Annotated in this window: 17 protein-coding genes and 1 pseudogene; 3 read left to right on the top strand and 15 right to left on the bottom strand. The window is 69.3% G+C overall.

Annotated features, from left to right (window positions below):
- Positions 1–27: 27 nt before the first annotated feature.
- Positions 28–594 carry a carboxymuconolactone decarboxylase family protein gene (locus AC069I_RS26125; protein ID WP_478227738.1) on the bottom strand — a complete coding sequence of 189 codons (567 nt, stop codon included), beginning with the start codon at positions 592–594 and terminating at the stop codon, positions 28–30.
- On the opposite strand from AC069I_RS26125, the pseudogene AC069I_RS26120 reads away from it, so the two are divergent.
- Positions 593–1,975: pseudogene (locus AC069I_RS26120) on the top strand (aldehyde dehydrogenase family protein). The gene AC069I_RS26125 and the pseudogene AC069I_RS26120 overlap by 2 nt on opposite strands.
- On the opposite strand, the gene AC069I_RS26115 reads toward AC069I_RS26120, so the two are convergent.
- The 12 genes from AC069I_RS26115 to AC069I_RS26060 form a co-directional block, all read right to left on the bottom strand.
- Positions 1,965–3,761 (bottom strand): glycosyl transferase, encoded by a 1,797-nt coding sequence (locus AC069I_RS26115; RefSeq protein ID WP_478227736.1) that lies wholly within the window; start codon positions 3,759–3,761, stop codon positions 1,965–1,967. The pseudogene AC069I_RS26120 and the gene AC069I_RS26115 sit on opposite strands and share 11 nt — an antisense overlap.
- Before the next feature lie 182 nt (positions 3,762–3,943).
- Entirely contained in the window at positions 3,944–5,020 is a 1,077-nt protein-coding gene (locus AC069I_RS26110; protein WP_478232118.1) for a serpin family protein, read from the bottom strand.
- Positions 5,021–5,333: 313 nt separating this feature from the next.
- Positions 5,334–6,602, bottom strand: coding sequence for a deoxyguanosinetriphosphate triphosphohydrolase (locus AC069I_RS26105; RefSeq protein WP_478227734.1), 1,269 nt, complete (start codon positions 6,600–6,602; stop codon positions 5,334–5,336).
- 39 nt (positions 6,603–6,641) lie between these two features.
- On the bottom strand, positions 6,642–7,295 hold the full coding sequence (locus AC069I_RS26100) for a YdcF family protein (protein WP_478227733.1): 654 nt from the start codon (positions 7,293–7,295) through the stop codon (positions 6,642–6,644).
- A 32-nt stretch (positions 7,296–7,327) separates the two neighbouring features.
- Positions 7,328–7,933: a response regulator transcription factor gene (locus AC069I_RS26095; RefSeq protein WP_478227732.1), complete on the bottom strand. Its 606-nt coding sequence runs from the start codon at positions 7,931–7,933 to the stop codon at positions 7,328–7,330.
- Positions 7,930–9,126 carry a sensor histidine kinase gene (locus AC069I_RS26090; protein ID WP_478266574.1) on the bottom strand — a complete coding sequence of 399 codons (1,197 nt, stop codon included), beginning with the start codon at positions 9,124–9,126 and terminating at the stop codon, positions 7,930–7,932. The genes AC069I_RS26095 and AC069I_RS26090 overlap by 4 nt, the downstream gene beginning before the upstream one ends.
- A gap of 13 nt (positions 9,127–9,139) precedes the next feature.
- On the bottom strand, positions 9,140–9,868 hold the full coding sequence (locus tag AC069I_RS26085) for an ABC transporter permease (RefSeq protein WP_478266573.1): 729 nt from the start codon (positions 9,866–9,868) through the stop codon (positions 9,140–9,142).
- Complete coding sequence (locus tag AC069I_RS26080) at positions 9,865–10,782, bottom strand: ABC transporter ATP-binding protein (RefSeq protein WP_478227729.1); 918 nt, start codon at positions 10,780–10,782, stop codon at positions 9,865–9,867. The genes AC069I_RS26085 and AC069I_RS26080 overlap by 4 nt, the downstream gene beginning before the upstream one ends.
- 146 nt (positions 10,783–10,928) lie before the next feature.
- Entirely contained in the window at positions 10,929–12,317 is a 1,389-nt protein-coding gene (locus AC069I_RS26075; protein WP_340685416.1) for a glycine--tRNA ligase, read from the bottom strand.
- Between the two features lie 91 nt (positions 12,318–12,408).
- On the bottom strand, positions 12,409–13,071 hold the full coding sequence (locus AC069I_RS26070) for a class F sortase (RefSeq protein WP_478266572.1): 663 nt from the start codon (positions 13,069–13,071) through the stop codon (positions 12,409–12,411).
- 158 nt (positions 13,072–13,229) lie between these two features.
- Positions 13,230–13,859: a class F sortase gene (locus tag AC069I_RS26065; protein ID WP_478266571.1), complete on the bottom strand. Its 630-nt coding sequence runs from the start codon at positions 13,857–13,859 to the stop codon at positions 13,230–13,232.
- Positions 13,860–13,866: 7 nt separating this feature from the next.
- Positions 13,867–14,940 (bottom strand): hypothetical protein, encoded by a 1,074-nt coding sequence (locus tag AC069I_RS26060; protein ID WP_478266570.1) that lies wholly within the window; start codon positions 14,938–14,940, stop codon positions 13,867–13,869.
- Between the two features lie 257 nt (positions 14,941–15,197).
- Between AC069I_RS26060 and AC069I_RS26055 the strand changes: the two genes are divergently transcribed.
- Together AC069I_RS26055 and AC069I_RS26050 are read left to right on the top strand one after the other, a co-directional pair.
- Positions 15,198–15,581 (top strand): ArsR/SmtB family transcription factor, encoded by a 384-nt coding sequence (locus tag AC069I_RS26055; RefSeq protein WP_340685420.1) that lies wholly within the window; start codon positions 15,198–15,200, stop codon positions 15,579–15,581.
- A gap of 2 nt (positions 15,582–15,583) precedes the next feature.
- Entirely contained in the window at positions 15,584–15,997 is a 414-nt protein-coding gene (locus AC069I_RS26050; RefSeq protein ID WP_034316411.1) for a Fur family transcriptional regulator, read from the top strand.
- Positions 15,998–16,082: 85 nt separating this feature from the next.
- On the opposite strand, the gene AC069I_RS26045 is transcribed toward AC069I_RS26050, so the two are convergent.
- Together AC069I_RS26045 and AC069I_RS26040 are read right to left on the bottom strand one after the other, a co-directional pair.
- Positions 16,083–16,808, bottom strand: coding sequence for a TIGR03943 family putative permease subunit (locus AC069I_RS26045; protein ID WP_340685421.1), 726 nt, complete (start codon positions 16,806–16,808; stop codon positions 16,083–16,085).
- Entirely contained in the window at positions 16,805–17,821 is a 1,017-nt protein-coding gene (locus tag AC069I_RS26040; RefSeq protein WP_478227725.1) for a permease, read from the bottom strand. The genes AC069I_RS26045 and AC069I_RS26040 overlap by 4 nt, the downstream gene beginning before the upstream one ends.

Below are 17,821 nucleotides of genomic sequence, written 5' to 3'. Positions count from 1 at the left end.
GCATTCAGAGGACTAAACGCGGGAGTCTCAGGGAAGCGGGATCTTGCAGGCGTCGCCCGAGGTGAAGCCCTGCGCGGTGATGTCGAGCGCGCTGTTCATCCGGGCACGCATGTTCTCGAGGCCGATCTGGTAGGTCAGCTCGATGACGCCTTTGCGGCCGAACTCCCGTTCCAGCTCGGCGACCTGCTCGTCGGTGACGGTCACCGGGCTCGCGGTCATCGCGTCGGCGTACGCGAGCGCGAGCCGTTCCTGGTCGGTGAACGCGGGCGACTTCGCGTAGTCGTCGATGTTCTTCAGCCGTTCGATGTCGAGGCCCTCGTGCAGCTGCAGCATGGTCCCGAAGTCGACGCACCACGAGCAGCCGAGCTGGGTCGCGACGCGGTACACGGCCAGCTCGCGCACGTTCGACGGCAGCGTCTTGCTGGCCTTCTCCGCCATCATTTCGTGCATGCCGTTCGCCCGGAGCAGCGCCGGGTGGTGCGCGTAGACGGCCATCGGCTCGGGCACGGCGCCGAAGCGCTTGCCGGCGAACTTGTAGAACAGCTTCAGCAGGAAGCCGGCTTCGGCGGTCTTCACGGCGGGAATACGCGGCATGGTGTCCTCCTCGTGCGGTTGCGATCACCGAATGGACGAGACGGCCCGCGCGGACGTGACAGTGACGCCGGTGACGCGCGCCACGCGGCAGGAGGGCCGTCTTTCGCCTTTTCGCCGGAACCGCCAGTCGATCATCGAAGGTACGCTGGCGAGTCGGCACTTTTCCTTCCACCGAGGAGGACCGATGCTCGCCGTCGAGGATCCCGCCACCGGACAACGGATCACGGCCGTCCCCGACTGCGGGCCAGCCGAAGTCGACAAAGCGGTACGCGCCGCCGCCGAGGCCTGGCCCGCTTGGCACGCCTCGGATCGGCGCGCGGCGCTGACGTCGTGCGCGGTCGTCGTCGAGGAGGCCGCGCCCGTGCTGGCCCCCGTGCTCTCCGAAGAGCAGGGGAAACCGCTTCACGAGGCCAACGCCGAGTTCGCCGGGGCGGCGTCGCAGTTCCGGTAATTCGCCGGGTTGCGGCCTGGACCGCGGGCCGACGGCGAAGGACCGGTCGCCGCGATCACGTCGTGGAACTTCCCTGTGCAGTCGGCCGTCGCGAAACTCGCGCCGGCGTTCGCCGCCGGGAACACGGTGGTGCTCAAGCCGTCGCCGCGCACTCCGCTCACCACGCTGCACCTCGGCCGGATGCTGGCGCAGGTGCTGCCGCCGGGCGTGCTGACCGTGCTCACCGGACACGACCCCCTCGGCGAGCGTCTGCTCACCCATCCCGGGATCCGGAAGGTCGACTTCACCGGATCGGCGGACACCGGGAGGCGGATGGCCGCCGCGTCCGCGCCGGAATGGCGACGGCTGACGCTGGAACTGGGCGGCAACGATCCCGCGATCGTCCTCCCCGGCACGGATCCGGCCGCCATCGCGGAACGGCTCTTCTGGAGCGCCTTCGCCAACTGCGGCCAGATCGGCGTGGCGGTCGAGCGGGTCTACGCCGTCGGGTCCGTCCACGACGGCGTCGTCGAGGCGCTGGCGGCCGTGGCGACCCGGGTCGTGGTCGGCGACGGACGGACACCCGGCACACAGCTCGGCCCGGTGAACAACCGGCCGCGGTACGACCGCGTCACCGGTCTCACCGGCGAGGCACGGGCGGACGGCGCGAGGATCGTGACCGGCGGGCCACTCGACGGACCCGGGTACTTCTTCGGCCCGGTGCTGCCGGTGGTCCGATGCTCCACAGTGGACGAAGCGGTCGGGCTGGCGAACGCCACGGCGTCCGGCTTGTGCGGATCGGTGTGGGGCGCGGACGAGGAGTACGCCGCCGAAGTCGCGGCACGGCTCGGCAGCGGGACGGTCCGGGTCAACGCGCATCTGGCGATCTCCGTGGACGGACCGTTCGCGGGCTCGCGGTGGTCGGCGAGCCGCGACGGCCTCAGGGAGTGATCGTCCGGACGTCCCACACCCAGACACCGTCGACGAACTCGGCGGGCTTCCGCAGCAGCAGGTCCACGGTGGTCCGGAAGGCGTCCTGGTGTTCGCGCGGGATCAGCACGAGCACGTCGGCGTTCCAGTACCGCAGATCCTCCAGCGCCTGCACCCGCTGCGACTCGGTGATCGTCGGCGGTATCCCGGTCTGCTTGATCTGGTCGAAGATGATCGACGTCGGCCGCTGGACGGCGCCGTAGCGGCCGCGTTTGTCGTCAGGACCGCTCGGCCCGACGAAGTAGCCCTCCGGCATCGAATAGCCGAGGCCCGCGTCGATCTGCCAGTGCAGCGGTTCGGATTCGCCGGAACTCGGCAACGGCACGGGGACCACGGTCCCGCCGGGCGCGACATAGCTCCGCCAGGTGCCGTCGGCGAGGAACCTCGGTGTCGGCGGCCGTTCCTTCACGATCAGCTGCGTCGGCGCGATCGGCAGCAGTACCGCGATGACGACGCCGATCCACAGCAGCCGCAACGGGAATCGCCGCTCCCCCGGCACTTCGGGGAGTTTCGACGCGACCGCGTAGACGCGCTCGGTCGCCAGCGCCAGCAGAGCGCCGATCAGCGGGATGCAGCCCATCGCGAGCCGCGACTCCAGCAGCGATTCGAACAGCGGCAGTTCCGAGAAGAGTTTCCACGGTCCCGGGATCCCGGTCTCCTCGTGCACCACGATGATCTGCACACCGAGCGAGAGCCAGGCCATCACGAACATCGAGATCGCCAGCGCCCGCGCGAACACCTCGCGCCACAACCACGCGGTGATGACCACCATCAGCACGATCAACGGCCAGCCGAAGAAGGCGTTCTCCTCGGTGCGGTTCATCGACACGTCCGCGGCGGCCTGCGGCTGCCCGGCGACCGACTGCGTCGCGAACCGGGTGAACGCGGCCGTGTCGTTCCCGACCGGGCCGTGCTCGATCGCCTGATAGCTCTGCGGGCCGAAGAACTGCCACCACAGCGGGAAAGCGCACAGCACGAGCGCCACGAGGACCCCGATGCCGACGCCGATCCCCAGCGGTTTCGCCATCGGTGGGAACTCGCGGTAATTCGTCGCGAAGTAGGCGATGGCGAAGATCGCGAACGCCATCGCGAAGATCAGCAGCGGTTCCTCACCGAGGAAGATCTGGTACGCCGCCAGCAGGCCGAGGAAGATCCCGTTGCGGACGGGCCGTTCGCCGCGGGCGATCTTGAAGACCAGCAGCGCGATGAACGGCAGGACGAACCACGCGACGAAGTTCGGGTGCGCGTTGCCGTGCGAGATCATCGGCGGGGCGAAGCCGGCGAACGCGCCGCCGATGGCCGCGCCGACCCGGTGGGTGACCAGATGCCGCGAGAAGACCCAGTACCAGGCCGCCGCGGTGCCGGCGAGACCGCCGGTGAGCGCGATGGCCCAGGTGACAGTCGGGCCGAAGGTGAGCGTGACCGGCGAAAGCGGGATGCCGATGCCGAGCATGGCCGTGTTGGCCATCAGGTTCACGCCGAGCGGATGGTTCTGGAAATGCGAACTGAGCGGATTCCTCAGGTGCAGCACGTTGTCCGCGGTGACGGAGAAGAACCACTCCCACAGGTTCTGGTCCGACGCGCTGTTCCAGAGATAGCCCTCCTTGAGATCGAGCCAGAGCCCGTTGTAGAGCAGGAAGGCGAACAGCAGGAAGCCGCCCATGATGGCGGCGTCGGTGGCGGCGAACCGGCGGGGTCTCGTGGGAGTCTTCTCGGCCTCCACCTCCGCCGCCTCAGTGGTTGCCATCGGAAGTCCTTCGGGGGTATTCGGCGGATCCAGGTTTTCGCTGGGCGTGCGGCCGTGGGGCCCTCGTACCGGGCTGTACTCGGGTCTCACGGCCGTGCGTCCAGCGGGAAGCTGGGCCGTCGAGACCCCCGGAGGACTTCCGATGGTGACCACTTAGCCTGGAAAAGACTCACTGACCATCCTCACGGCTCGACAACGCGGGCGAGAAAGTAGATCACACCCGTCGAGGCATGCCTGACGAGCAGAAGGAAGGGCCGATCGACGGCGACTTCCAGGGGTTCGTCGACGATGAGCGACGTCAGCCGCATCAGCACCGCCGTCGCGGCGGCGCCTTCGAGGCCTTGTTCGTCGATACGGAGCACGGACTGGTGGAGGACCTCGGACACTTCGAGCCGGTCGTCGTCGGCGAGCCCGGTGAGGTCGGCGTCGGCGGTGAACATCGTCCGCACCCCGAGGTCCTGGAGTTTCGCCGTCAGCGGGCTGTCGACGTCGAGGTCGAGTTTCGGCAGCGACAGGGCGATGGTCTTGGACCGCGTGTTCTCCAGCAGCCGCGCCAGCTTGCCCGCGTCGAGTTCGGCGTCGTCGAGATCGCCGTCCGGAAGCAGGACGACCGCCTCCACCCCACCCTCGGCGCCGAGGCGGACGACCTGCCAGCCGTCCTCGTGGGTGTGGTCGAGCCGCTTTTCGAGCCACATCGTCGGCACCGTACGGGTGCCGGAGGGCGCGTGGAAGTCCGCGGGCGCGGTGTTGTCACGCGAGAACGGGTTGGTCCAGGCGGTTTTGAGATACAGGGCGTTGACGATCGCGGCGACGGTGTCCGGCGCGACGGTCCCCGGCTTCAGCAGTTCGGGGATCAGTTCGCGGGTGGCCTCGGCGACGTCGGCGTTGATCAGCCGTCGCGCGGCCTCCGGATCGTCGCCGAACGGGGCGCTCTCGACCTTCCCGCCCGGCCAGGTGGCGAGTTCCTCGCGGAAGGAGCCCTCGAGCGGGAGCCCGTCCCAGGCCCAGAGCGTGTTCGCGACCGCGAGTTCGGGGCCGTCGTCGAGCAGCGACGAGGCCTTGCCCAGCAGGTCGGCCAGCTCGTCCGGGTCGCCGAGCAGGGCGATCAGCTCTTCTCTGGTCTTCCCCTTGGCGGCCTGCGTCACCAGGCCGAGCGCGCTCGCGATCGAGTACGGCGAGAAGCACGCGTTCTCCGCGCGGCTCGCCAGCACCCGATAGAGGTCCAGACCAAACCGGAGGTGGCTTTCGACAGCGCCCATGCCGCAGACCGTACCGTGGACGGGCCCGCCCGTCTCCTGTCCGAAGGTTCCGCCTTGGGCGATCCGGGTTCTCTAAAGAGGTAAGCCGAAGGTGTCGTGCCCTGAAGGCCCCCTTTGAGACGGTGAACACCTCAAAGCGGGCCTTCAGAACATCAGCTTCGACGCCGGGACAGCGGTGTCCCCGATGTGGCATCGGGGACGCTCAACGCCTCCAATGCCACATCGGGAGCACCGAACGGGTAGTGAAGGCCTCCTTCACTACCGTCAGGGTAGGCAAGGAGGCCTTCACCACCCTTTGCTGTAGATGAAGGCCTCAGCCGTGCCTGCCCGTGTGCCAGGCGTGCCACGCGTAGGCCTGCGCGTCCGTGAGCGACGCCACCTGGTCGACGACCACGCGCAGGCGCGCCGCGTCGTCCGGGGCGGCCTCCCACGCGGGAAGGAACAGCCCGTCCAGCGCGTCGGGCGCGCGACGGCACAGCGCCTCGACCAGTTCGGCGAGTGTCTGCCGCTGGCCGTCCTGCATCGCGAGGCGCCGCCTGTCACTCATCACGTACCGCAGCGCGAGCGCCTTGAACAACGCGACCTCGGCCGCGACCTGCTCCGGGATGACCAGCCGCGCGGCGTAGCGGCTCAGCGGCCCTTCGCCGTACACCTCCCGTGTCGCGCCGACGACCGCCGTCGCGAACCGGCCGACCAGCTCGCTCGTCAGCCGTTTCAACGCGACCTGCGCCTTGAGCGATCCGTCGAGCCCCGGTTCGCTGAGCTCGGCGACCACCGGCAGATCGAGCAGTTCCTTCGCCGCACCCTCCAAAGTGGACCGCGACTGGTGCGAGAACCTTCGCGCCGCCTCGGCCACCGCCGCGCGTTCCTCCGCGTCGGCCAGCACCCGCAACGAGATCCGGCCCGCCAGCACCCCGTCTTCCACGTCGTGCACGGAATACGCGACGTCGTCGGACCAGTCCATGATCTGGGCTTCCAGGCAGGTCCGGCGCTCTGGGGCGCCTTCCCGGACCCACGCGAACACCTCGGCGTCGTCGGCGTAGACGCCGTACTTCGGATTGCCTTCTTCCCGTTGCCACGGGTACTTCGTCGAGGCGTCGAGACAGGCGCGGGTGAGGTTCAGCCCGCCCACGACCCCGCCTTCGAGCAGGACCTTGGGCTCCAGCCTGGTGAGGATCCGCAACGTCTGCGCGTTGCCCTCGAAACCACCGCACGGCTGGGCGACCTCGTTCAGCGCGCGCTCGCCGTTGTGCCCGAACGGCGGATGCCCGATGTCGTGCGCGAGGCCGGCGGTGTCCACCAGATCGGGATCGGCGCCCAGCTCGTCCGCGATGCCCCTGCCGATCTGGGCGACCTCCAGCGAATGCGTCAGCCGCGTACGGGGCACGCCGCTGACCTCGGCCCCTTCACCCGGGCCGACCACCTGGGTCTTGCCCGCCAGACGGCGCAGAGCGGCCGAGTGCAGCACTCGGGCGCGATCACGGGCGAAGGCGCTCCGCCCGTCCGCGGCGCCTTCCAACGCCGCGCCCTTGGGCCGCTCCGGCAGCAGGCGCGCCCTGTCGGCCTCGGTGTAGGTGTCCACCCGACCAGACTAAACGTGGTCACCGACACTTATCGGGCGTCAGACCTCACCGGTACCGAACAGACTGTCCGCCGGCGACTTCGTGAGGCGGTAGTACAGCAGCGCGCCGGTCTCGCGGACGATGTAGCGCGCCTGCGTCTCGCGGGTCTGCACGATCGGGCCGCGATGGGTGGGCGACGTCCAGGTCTCGAGCCCGAGGTCGTCGGCCATCACCCGGGCGCGGAAGGAGTGCCACGGGTCGCTGACCAGCACCGCGGTCTTCCAGCCCCGTTTCCGCACCTGCTCGGCGACCGCGCGGAGGCTCCGCAGGGTGTCGCTGCCCTCGCCGACCGGCAGCGTCGCCGATGTGGGCACGCCGCGTTTGCGCAGCCACTGCGCGCCCGCGTGCGCTTCGGTGTAGTTGTCGTCCGCCTTCTTGCCGCCCGCGGTGACGATCACCTTCGCCACGCCCTGGTCGTACAGCGTCTTCGCCTTGGCCAGCCGGGCCTGAAAGATCTCCGACGGCCTGCCGTTGTACTGGGCCGCGCCGAGCACCACGATGACGTCGGCCCGGTCGCGCACGTCCTCTCGCGCGACCTGCCAGACCCGGAACGCCGTTCCGCCGATCACCGCGACGACGACCAGCAGGAATCCCGCCACGATCCGGCGCACCCAGTTCGCGCGAGTCGGTTTCGTCCGTTCGGCGGTACTCACGCGGGTGATTCTCGCAGAGCGGGGAGTCGATCTCAGAGCCAGCCGTGCTCTTCCGCGAGCCGCACCGCCTCGGCCCGGGTCCGCGCCCCGGTCTTGCCCATCGCGGCCGAAAGATGGTTGCGCACGGTTCCTTCCGAAAGGTGCAGCGCACGGGCGACGTCGGCCACCGTGCTGCCGCACTTGGCGGCCCTGAGGACGTCGTGTTCGCGCCCGGTGAGCGGGCTCGCGCCGGTGGCGAGGGATTCGGCGGCGAGCGCGGGATCGACCACGCGGAGGCCACCGTGAACCCTGCGGACGGCGTCCACGAGCTGCTCCGGCGGAGCGTCCTTGACCACGAACCCCGCGGCCCCCGCGGCCATCCCCCGCGAGAGATAGCCGGGCCTGCCGAAGGTGGTGCAGATGATGATCCGGCACAGCGGAAGCGCGCCGTGCAGCTCGGCCGCGGCTTCGAGACCGTCCTTGCCCGGCATCTGGACGTCGAGCAGCGCGACGTCCGGAGCGGTCTCCTTCGCCCGCTGGAGCACTTCGTCGCCAGAGCCGACCTGGGCGACCACCTCGATGTCGGCTTCGAGGCCGAGCACGGTGGCCAACGCCCCGCGCACCATCGCCTGGTCGTCGGCGAGCAGGACCCGGATCACGCGCAGCCTCCAGCGGGTTCGGAGAGTGGCGCGAGCGCGCCGCTCCGCAAGGCGGATTCGGGTACCTCCGCCCGGACGAGCCATCCTCCCCCAGGTGGCGTGGTGGCGGTCAAGGTCCCGCCGACCGCGTCCAACCGTTCGGTGAGCCCGCGCAGGCCGTTCCCCGCCGCGGCGTCACCACCCTCACCGTCGTCCTCGACTTCCAGCCAGGTCTTGCCGAGGCGGACTTTCACCCGGTTCGCCCCGGAATGCCGGATCACGTTGGTGACCGCTTCCCGCAGCACGTAGCCGAAAGTACGCTGCAGGGCGGGGTCGACGTTGTCCACCGCGTGCGGCAGATCCGCGTCGATCTCGGCCGCCCGCAACGCCGCCCGCGCCCCGGCGACCTCGGCCGACAGCGACACCTCGCGATACTCGGAGACCGTGGCCCGGATGTCCGACAGCGCGCTGCGGGTCAGCCCCTCGACCTCGCGGATCTCCTGCAGCGCGCGGGAGTCGTCCTTGCCGCTCTCCAGGATCCGGCGGGCGAGCCCGGCCTTGACCGTGATGGTGGTGAGACTGTGGCCGAGGATATCGTGCAGATCCCGCGCCAGGCGCTCGCGTTCACCCGCCACCGCGAGCGCCGCGATCTCCTGGTTGGCCGCCTCCAGTTTCCGCACCGCGCGGACCAGGTTCGCCATGAAGAACATCGCCGCCGTGATCGAGAGGACCGCCACCAAGTCACCGAAATCGTCCTTCCCGACGGCCAGGTGGACGGCCAGCACCAGCAGCAGGGCGCCGCCGTCCAGGATCACCGCCCACGCCGGCGGCAGCGTGAAGGCCAGCACCGACGTCGCGTAGATCAGGATGTACGGGTTGTTGTCGTGCAGGAAGACCAGGATGAGGCCGATGAGCAGCATCACCACCGAAAAGACGTAGGTCGTCTTCCGCCGGGAAGGCCGCAGGACGAGCGGGAACAGCAGATAACACGCGCCGTAGGCGATCAGGAAACCGACGACCACCAGCGTTTCCGCGGTGACCCCGCCGGTGGTCAGCTCGACCACCGTGGGAATGAAGGTCGGCAGGACGAAGGCGGTGCCCAGTACGGCCCACTTCGCCGGTCGGGGCCCCCGTCCGGTCCGCGGCGGCATGTCCGACCACCAGTTCTCCCGGTCGTCCAAACCCGTCTTCACCCTGCCCGGGTACTCGTTCACCGGTTCACCCTTCTCAGACCCGCGCACTGTCCTTACGGTAACGCCTGATCACGAGCGCCCCGAGGACCGCGGTCCACGCCGCCAGCACGCCGAGCGCGGCCGGGAGACTCACCGTGAGCCGGTCGGTGACGACCGGGCGGACCAGCTGGATCAGCCAGTACGTCGGCGTCACCCGGGCGATGTCGGCCATCCACGACGGCATCCCGTCGATCGGGATCCACAGGCCGCCGAGGAACCCCATGCCCATCATGACGATCATGTTCAGCGGCTGCATCGACTCCGGCGTGCCGAACTGGCCGAGCAGGAGGCCGAGCAGCACCAGCGGGATCGCGCCGAGCCAGATACCTGCCACGAGCCGCAGCCAGCCGGCGGCGTCGAGGTGGACGCTTTGGAAGAGGACGCCGACCAGCGGGACGACGAGCAGCGATGGGAGCGCGACGAGCATCGCCGAGAGCGCCTTGCCGCCGAGGTAACCGGCTCCGGTCAACGGGGTCAGCCGCAGCTGGCGCTGCCAGCCGGTGGACCGCTCGATGGCGAGTTTCGCGCCACTCGCCATGGCGGCGGAGAAGGCCCCGAAGGCCATCATGTTGACCATGATCACGCCGGCGATGTCCACCTCGCCCCCGGCGAGAACGTTGGCCTGCAACAGGAACATCAGCACCGGGAAGGCGACGGCGAAAAGTACGAACCGCGTCGAACGAAAAGTACGGACGATCTCGGTCTTGAGGTAGGTGGGGTTCATCGGACGGCTTCCTCGCCGGTGGTCAGGGACAGGAACGCGCCTTCGAGACCGACGGCGCTGATCTCGATGTCGTGCGCTCCGGGCACGTGGGTCAGGAGCGCCCGCAACGTCGTGTCGGAATCGGTACTGGAGATCGCCGCGCGACCGGCGCGGAGTTCGAAACCGGTGACCGCGGGCAGCCCCGCGATCACCGGCTCAGCCGCCGCGGGCACCACCGCGCGGATCGTGTGCCCGCCGGCCAGCGCACGGACCTGCGCGACCGAACCGTCCGCGACGATCCGCCCCGACCGCATCAGCACGACACGGTCGGCGAACTCTTCGGCCTCTTCGAGATAATGGGTCGCGAACAGGACCGTGCGACCCGAGTTCGTGTACTCGTACATGGACTTCCAGAACTCGCGGCGCGTGCCGACGTCCATCGCGGCGGTCGGCTCGTCGAGGATCAGCAGATCGGGGTCGCTCACGAGCGCGACGGCGAACCGCACGCGCTGCTTCTGCCCACCGGAAAGCTTGGTGGAGCGCCGGTTCGCGAGGTCATCGATCCCGGCGCGGCGCAACGCCTCGCGCACGGGCATCGGCTCGCGGTGCAGCGCCGCGACCGTGCCGACGGTCTCGGCGACCGTGAGATCCTCGACGAGGGCGCCGCCCTGCAGCATCGCGCCGATCATCCCGTCGCCGACCGCGTCCCCCGGCTCACGCCCGAAGACGGTCACGGAACCGCTGTCGGGCACGCTCAGGCCCAGGATCATGTCGACCGTGGTGGATTTGCCCGCGCCGTTGGGGCCGAGGAGGGCGACCACCTCGCCCGGCGCGATCGTCAGTTCCACGCCGTCGACGGCGTGGACGTCGCCATAGTGCTTACGCAGACCGGAAATCCGGACCGCCGCCCCCGCGGTGATGTCTTGTTCTCGCATGCCTCAAGCCTGTCGCGACCGGGCGGCCTGGGCGTGGGCCGCGCGTCACGACCTGAGGGTGACAGTTGTCAGGGGTATAGCGCGTGAAGGCCCCCTTCCCTCGGCTGAGCAGAGGGAAGGGGGCCTTCACGCGCCAGGAACGGGCGTCAGGCGCCGATCAGCCGACCCGCCAGGTACGACTCCAGCTTGTCGATCGCGACCCGCTCCTGCGCCATGGTGTCGCGCTCCCGCACGGTCACCGCGTGGTCGTTGAGCGAGTCGAAGTCGACGGTGACGCAGTACGGCGTCCCGATCTCGTCCTGGCGCCGGTAGCGGCGGCCGATCGCGCCGGCGTCGTCGAAGTCGGCGTTCCAGTGCTTGCGCAGCGCCGCCGCGACGTCGCGCGCCTTCGGCGTGAGATCGGCGTTGCGCGACAACGGGAGAACGGCGACCTTGAACGGCGCGAGCCGGTAGTCCAGCTTGAGCACCGCGCGGGTGTCGGTGCTGCCCTTGGCGTTCGGCACCTCTTCCTCGTGGTACGCGTCGACGAGGAACGCCATCATCGACCGGCCGACACCGGCCGCGGGCTCGATGACGAACGGGCGGAACCGCTGCTTCGTGGCCTGGTCGAAGAACGACAGGTCGACGCCGGAGTGGTTCGAGTGCGTCGTGAGATCGAAGTCGGTGCGGTTCGCGATGCCTTCGAGCTCGCCCCATTCCTGGCCCGCGTTGAACGCGAAGCGGTACTCGATGTCGACGGTGCGCTTCGAGTAGTGGGAGAGCTTTTCCTTCGGGTGCTCGTAAAGGCGGAGGTTGTCCGCCTTGATGCCGAGATCCTTGTACCACTCGGTGCGCGCGTCGATCCAGTACTGGTGCCAGGTCTCGTCCTCGCCCGGCTCGACGAAGAACTCCATCTCCATCTGCTCGAACTCGCGCGTGCGGAAGATGAAGTTGCCCGGCGTGATCTCGTTCCGGAACGATTTGCCGATCTGGCCGATGCCGAACGGCGGCTTCTTGCGCGCCGCGGTCTGCACGTTGAGGAAGTTGATGAAGATGCCCTGCGCGGTCTCCGGGCGGAGGTAGTGCACGCCTTCCTCGGACTCGACCGGGCCGAGGTAGGTCTTGAGCATCATGTTGAAGTCACGCGGCGCGGTGTACTGCCCGCGGGTGCCGCAGTTCGGGCACGGCACCTCGGACAGGTCGTCCTCGGACACCTCCTTGCCCGAGCGGGCGGAGAAGTCCTCGGCCAGCTGGTCGGCGCGGAAACGCTTGTGGCAGGACAGACATTCGATCAGCGGGTCGGTGAAGACGTCGAGGTGACCCGACGCGACCCACACCTGGCGCGGCAGGATGACCGAGGAGTCGAGGCCGACGACGTCGTCGCGGCTCTGCACGACGGTCTTCCACCACTGGCGCTTGATGTTGTCCTTCAGTTCGACACCGAGGGGCCCGTAGTCCCACGCCGACTTGGTACCGCCGTAGATCTCTCCACACGGGAAAACGAAGCCTCGACGCTTGCACAGGCTGACGACGGTCTCAATGGTGTTGGCGGGCACTCCACGCTCCGAAGCATGCGGGGACGGGTATGGACTAGAAGGACAAGACTAACCGCCCGTCCCCGCACGACCTCCGGCGAGGTCGGACCGCTCAGGGCCTGCTGACCAAGGAGGCGGTGACGATGCGGTTGTCCTCGTAACCGTCGGTCCCGCCGACGTACTCGCCACCACAGGTGACCAGCACCAGCCGATGCGGCCCGTCCGGTCCGAACAGCTTCTCCGCCTGCTCGGCCAGCTTCGTCTTGTGCACGGTGACGATCTCGCCGATCTGGTAGACCCACTTGCCGCCGTCGGTGTCGACGAGGTCGACCTGCTGGCCGGTCTTGAGCCGCCACAGTTCGTCGAACGGGCCCTTCTTCCCCTTCCAGTTCACATGCCCGGAAAGCACGGAAGCACCCTGGCCGGCGCCCAGTTTCGCGCCCCACCAGGTGGCTTCGTCGAGACCCTCGGGGATGGGGAGGGTCCCGTCCGCGGTCAGTTCCTTGCGGATCAGTTTCGCCGTGCCGCCGCCGGGGAGCCTGACCGTGCCGGGCGCCTGTCCCGTGTCCGCCGGAGCCTGGGGTGTCTGCACCGACGACGTGGTCACCTGGTCCTGGGCGGCCGCGACGACGGAATCACTCTTTCCGGTGAAAACCAGCACCGCGACCACGGCCGCCACCACGAAGGTCGCGCCACCGGCGAGGATCAAGCCCAGGCCGGAACGCTTTTTCGGCCGCTCCTCGCTCGCCGTACCGTCGTCGAACTGTCCCACCATCGGGTATTACTCCTTGCTCGCGTCAAGCCGCCGGAGCGGCCGGTGTGGCTAGACACGCGACGCGAGCCGAGAGAGGTTGCACCGACTTCCCGCGTTTCGTCCTCTGAATGCGGTAGTTGCGCACGCATGGACCGCATTCAGAGGACGAAATGCGGGAGTCAGGCGGGCGGCCCGGAAACGAGAGTCGCGACGATGACCCGGTTGTCCCGGTAGCCGTCCGTTCCCCCGAGGTAGTCGCCGCCGCAGGTGACCAGCACCAGCCGGTGCGGCCCGCTCTGCGCGAACAGCTTCGCCGCCCGCGCGGGCAGGTCGTTCTTGTGCACGGTGACGACCTCGCGCACGCGATAGACCCAGATGCCGCCCGCCGCGTCGCTGACGGCCACCTCCTGGCCCTCGTGCATCCGCCACAGCTCGTCGAAGGGCCCTTTGACGCCGCCCCAGTTGACGTGCCCGGAGATCAGCGACGTACCCGTTTCGGCGCCGAGCCGCGCACCCCACCACGCCGCGCCGCCGAGGCCGCGCGGGATCGGGAGGACACCGTGGGAGGTGACCTCGGAGCGGACGAGTTTCGCCGATCCGCCTTCGGGCAGGCGGATCGTGCCGGGCCGCTGCCCCCGTTTCGAACTGTCGGCGGGCAGCGCCAAGGGAGCGCCGTCCTCGCCCGGCATGACCGCGGGTTCCGCGAACGAGACCACCGGTTCCGGCGGGATCCAGGTCAGCACGACGACGCCCGCTGAGATGGCGAGCGCGGTGACGACGGCGGACAGTACCGCCAGCCAGGACCGCACGGGGCCGCTACTTCTCCCGCACCGGCACGGGCTTGCGACGGCGGAGCAGCAGCATGGCCGCGGCGCCGATCACGATGCCGCCGCCCAGCAGCGCGAGCCCGACCACGGTCCGCGTCGAGTCCGCGGTCTGCGGCGGGATACCGCCCGCGGGCACCGTGCCCGGCACCGCGGGCTGCGCGGGCGCGGCGCCGGGTCCCGTACCGCCGGCGGGCTTCGCCACGAAGTTCCTCGGGATACCGCAGCTCACGCCGCCGAGCACGATCGTCGTGCGGGCCTCGCGCAGATCCTTGTCCTCCTCGTCGCGCACGTGCGTGACGACGTCGACCTTCCAGCCCGCCACCGCGGTCACGTCACCGGCGCGCCAGCCGTCCTGCCGGATGAGCTGGTCGAAGGCGGTCACCCGCGACACGGTCAGGTCGGAGGTGGTCTTGTCCTTGCTGGCCGTCTTGTCGATCCCGCCGGTCGACGGCGGGCCGAGCTTGAGTCCCTTGACGTCGATACCCGAAGCGCCGGACGGCTTCAGGTCACCGTTCTGGTCCCGCACCCAGATCTTGCCCACGCTCGTCGACGACGTCGCCTTGCCAGGCGAGGAGCAGTCGACGGAGCTCTTCGCGCCTTCGAGCACCAGCACGGTGTTGTCGATGGGCTTCGCGCCGCCGCGCCCGTTGTCGATGAGGGCGTAGTTGCTCTCCGCGACCGCCGTCGGGACCGTGGTCTGCTGCAGCGCGGCGATCACGTTGTGGTCGCGGCTGGCGATCCCGGCCGGGAAGGGGCTCTGATCGCCGTAACGGCCAAGGTTGATCGCCCATTGGTCACCGAGGGTGGTCCGCTCACCGGCGTCACGCGGGACGACGGTGCGGTCCGGGGAGAGTTTCGACTGGCCGGGGGTCAACGGCGAACGCTGGGTCTCGGTGATCAGTGATCCCGGGTTCCCGATGCGCACCGACGCCACGTTCGCGAACGACACGGGACCGGTCTTCTCATCGACGGCCTGCGTCGTCTGCGCCGAGGCGAGCCCCGGAACCGACGCCAAAGCGATGGCCGCCGCCGCGGCGGCCAGCTTCGTCACGAAACGAGTCATGTCTCCCCACTGCCTCTCGGGCTCTCAGAGCGCGGTCGTCAGCGAGAAGCGACGAAACGCTCCGCGACAACCTTGCACCGTCGGCGACGACATGCGAAGCGGAATGGCCATTTCTCCGCGAAGTCACCCGAATGGAGCAGTAACGCCGCCGCCGAGTGGTCGCCCGGTCGGCGAACAGACCACCCGGGACGGGAACACTAAGATGGACTGGACTGTTACTGGCAATGACTTCGGAAATCATGAACATGGAGGCGGCGATGGCTACGGTGACCCCGGACTCGGCCGCCCCGGGCCTCTCGGAAGACCCCGGACCGCATTCGTCGGCCCGTCCCCCCGCCGAACCCGCCGTGTCGGCCTCGCCCGCCGTCCTCGCGGACGCCGGCGACCTGCTCCGGGCACTCGCCGCACCCGTGCGCATCGCCATCGTGCTGCAGCTGCGTAACGCGGACCGGTGCGTCCACGAACTGGTGGACACGCTCGATGTCGCGCAGCCGCTGATCAGCCAGCACCTGCGGGTACTGAAGACCGCGGGTGTCGTACAGGGTGAGCGACGCGGCCGTGAGGTGGTGTACCGGCTGGTCGACGATCACCTTGCGCATATCGTGGTGGACGCCGTAGCCCACGTTCAAGAGGGGAAGTGAGCATGAGTCCGACGACGGCCAACAGTTCCGCGCCGGTGCCGGGACGCCGGTCGACGAAACAGCGGGCCGCCGTGGTCGAGCTGCTCAAGGAGATCGACGACTTCCGTTCCGCCCAGGAATTGCACGACGAGCTGCGCAAACGCGGCGACGGGATCGGGCTCACCACGGTGTACCGGACGCTGCAGTCGCTCTCGGAGGCGGGCGAGATCGACGTCCTGCGCACCGATACCGGCGAGGCCATCTACCGGCGCTGCTCGTCTCACCACCACCATCACCTGGTGTGCCGGATCTGCGGCAGCACCGTCGAGGTCGAGGGACCGGCCGTGGAGCGGTGGGCCGAGAAGATCGCCTCGGAGCACGGCTTCTCCGACATCAGCCACACCGTGGAGATCGTCGGGACCTGCTCGAACCACTGACGCCCTCTAGTAGTGCGATGAAGGACGCTTTCATAGCAAATTTTGCTATGAAAGCGTCCTTCATCGCACGCCGCAGGGGGCGCGGTCAGTACTCGTAGGGGTCCTTCGGCGCCGGCACCTGCCGCACCGAGGTGAGCGTCAAGTCCGGCATGTAGCTGTTCTCCCGCACGGCGGTCCCCGGCACGACCGTCCCGGTGACCTCCAGCCAGGTGTCGTCGCCGAATCCCGACGCGCCCTCGCCCACCATCCGCACGGTGATCGGGAAGGCGTCGGCGGCGCAGCAGCCGATCACCATCCTGGCCAGCATCGTGTTGCCCTCGTTGTGCACCACGAACCCGGACAGCCGCACCGTCCGCCCGTTCAGGCTGCCGCTCTTGTCCCAGCCCGCCCGGCTGACGAACTCGTTGACCTCCAACGGGACCACGTCCCCGGCGGGCAGCGGCGGGAAGGCGGCCGCGTTGCTGGCCGAAGCGCTTTGCGGCGCCCTGGCCTCGGTGCGCGTCACCGAATCGGCGCCCAGCGCGGGCGGCGCGACCAGGAACACGGCCAGCACCGGCACCATCAGCAGCCAGGCCGACCGGGTGTTGTGGTCGTGCGCGTGGACGTCCCCGGACACGACGGCGGCGGCCCGCGCGGCCAGCAGGTCACGGACGATCGCGACCGCGCCCAGCGCGACCATCACCGCACCGCCGGCGATGATCCACGGCTGTTGCGCGGGTTTGACGTAGCGCAGGTAGTCGCCGTTGATCGTGATCTTGAGCAGCGCCCCGCCGAGCAGGATCAGGAGGATGTTCTGGGTCTCGCGTTTCACGCGCCACCTCCGAGGATGAGTACGCCGGAGACGACGGCGCAGGACAGCGCGACGACGAACGTCACGGGCGCGAACCGCAGCGCGAACGACTTGCCGAAGGTACCGGTCTGGAGCGCGAACAGCTTCACGTCGATCGCGGGCCCGACCACCAGGAACACCAGCTTCGGCAGCAGCGGCATCGCGGTCAGCGACGCGGCGACGAAGGCGTCGGCCTCACTGCACAGCGCCAGCACGACGGCGAGCACGGCCATCACCAGCACCCCGAGCACGATCTGCTCCCCCAGTACCCCGAACCATTTGGCGGGCACCAGGACGTTCATCGCGGCGGCGATCATCGCGCCGAGCACGAGGAACCCGCCCGCCTCGACCAGGTCCGCCCGCGCGGTCTCGGCGAAGGTCTTCCAGCGCGAACCGTGCTGGACCTCGGGAAGACGCCGCAAAGCGCGCTCCGCCATCCAGTCGAGCTTCCCCCACTTCGCCCACAGCCAGCCCATCACCATCGCCGTGGCGAGCGAACCGGCGAACCGGGCGAACACCATCTCCGGGTTCCCGGGGAACGCCACCGCGGTGGCCACCAGCACCACCGGGTTCACCGCGGGCGCGGCCAGCAGGAACGTCAGCGCGGCCGCGGGCGCGACACCCTGTCCGATCAGCCGCCGCGCGACGGGCACCGACGCGCACTCACAACCCGGCAGCGCGACCCCGGCCAGCCCCGCGACACCGACCGCCGCGCCGGCCCGGCGAGGAAGCACCTTCTCCAGCACCCGCGCGGGCACGAACGCCGCGATCGCGCCGCTGATCAGCACCCCGAGCACCAGGAACGGCAACGCCTGCACGCAGACCGCGACGAACACCGTCGAGCCGGTCCGCAGCGCGGGCACGTCGAACACCTGCTGGAGCCAGCTCTGCCCGAGGATCGCGATCAGCAGGATCGCGCAGAGCACCTCGATCGAGGTGATCTTGAACCGCCGGGCGGGCTTTCGCTCCGGGGCGCTCCTGGAAATGGTTTCCAT

The sequence above is a fragment of the Amycolatopsis sp. NPDC043885 genome (genome assembly GCF_056435685.1).
This window is presented reverse-complemented; position numbering and strand designations above follow the sequence as displayed.

Bases quoted from the DNA above. Each gene is read 5' to 3' on its own strand.
- AC069I_RS26125 (WP_478227738.1), bottom strand. From the start codon at position 594: ATGCCGCGTATTCCCGCCGTGAAGACCGCCGAAGCCGGCTTCCTGCTG.
- AC069I_RS26115 (WP_478227736.1), bottom strand. From the start codon at position 3,761: ATGGCAACCACTGAGGCGGCGGAGGTGGAGGCCGAGAAGACTCCCACG.
- AC069I_RS26110 (WP_478232118.1), bottom strand. From the start codon at position 5,020: ATGGGCGCTGTCGAAAGCCACCTCCGGTTTGGTCTGGACCTCTATCGG.
- AC069I_RS26085 (WP_478266573.1), bottom strand. From the start codon at position 9,868: ATGAACCCCACCTACCTCAAGACCGAGATCGTCCGTACTTTTCGTTCG.
- AC069I_RS26080 (WP_478227729.1), bottom strand. From the start codon at position 10,782: ATGCGAGAACAAGACATCACCGCGGGGGCGGCGGTCCGGATTTCCGGT.
- AC069I_RS26070 (WP_478266572.1), bottom strand. From the start codon at position 13,071: ATGGTGGGACAGTTCGACGACGGTACGGCGAGCGAGGAGCGGCCGAAA.
- AC069I_RS26060 (WP_478266570.1), bottom strand. From the start codon at position 14,940: ATGACTCGTTTCGTGACGAAGCTGGCCGCCGCGGCGGCGGCCATCGCT.
- AC069I_RS26055 (WP_340685420.1), top strand. From the start codon at position 15,198: ATGGCTACGGTGACCCCGGACTCGGCCGCCCCGGGCCTCTCGGAAGAC.
- AC069I_RS26050 (WP_034316411.1), top strand. From the start codon at position 15,584: ATGAGTCCGACGACGGCCAACAGTTCCGCGCCGGTGCCGGGACGCCGG.
- AC069I_RS26040 (WP_478227725.1), bottom strand. From the start codon at position 17,821: ATGGAAACCATTTCCAGGAGCGCCCCGGAGCGAAAGCCCGCCCGGCGG.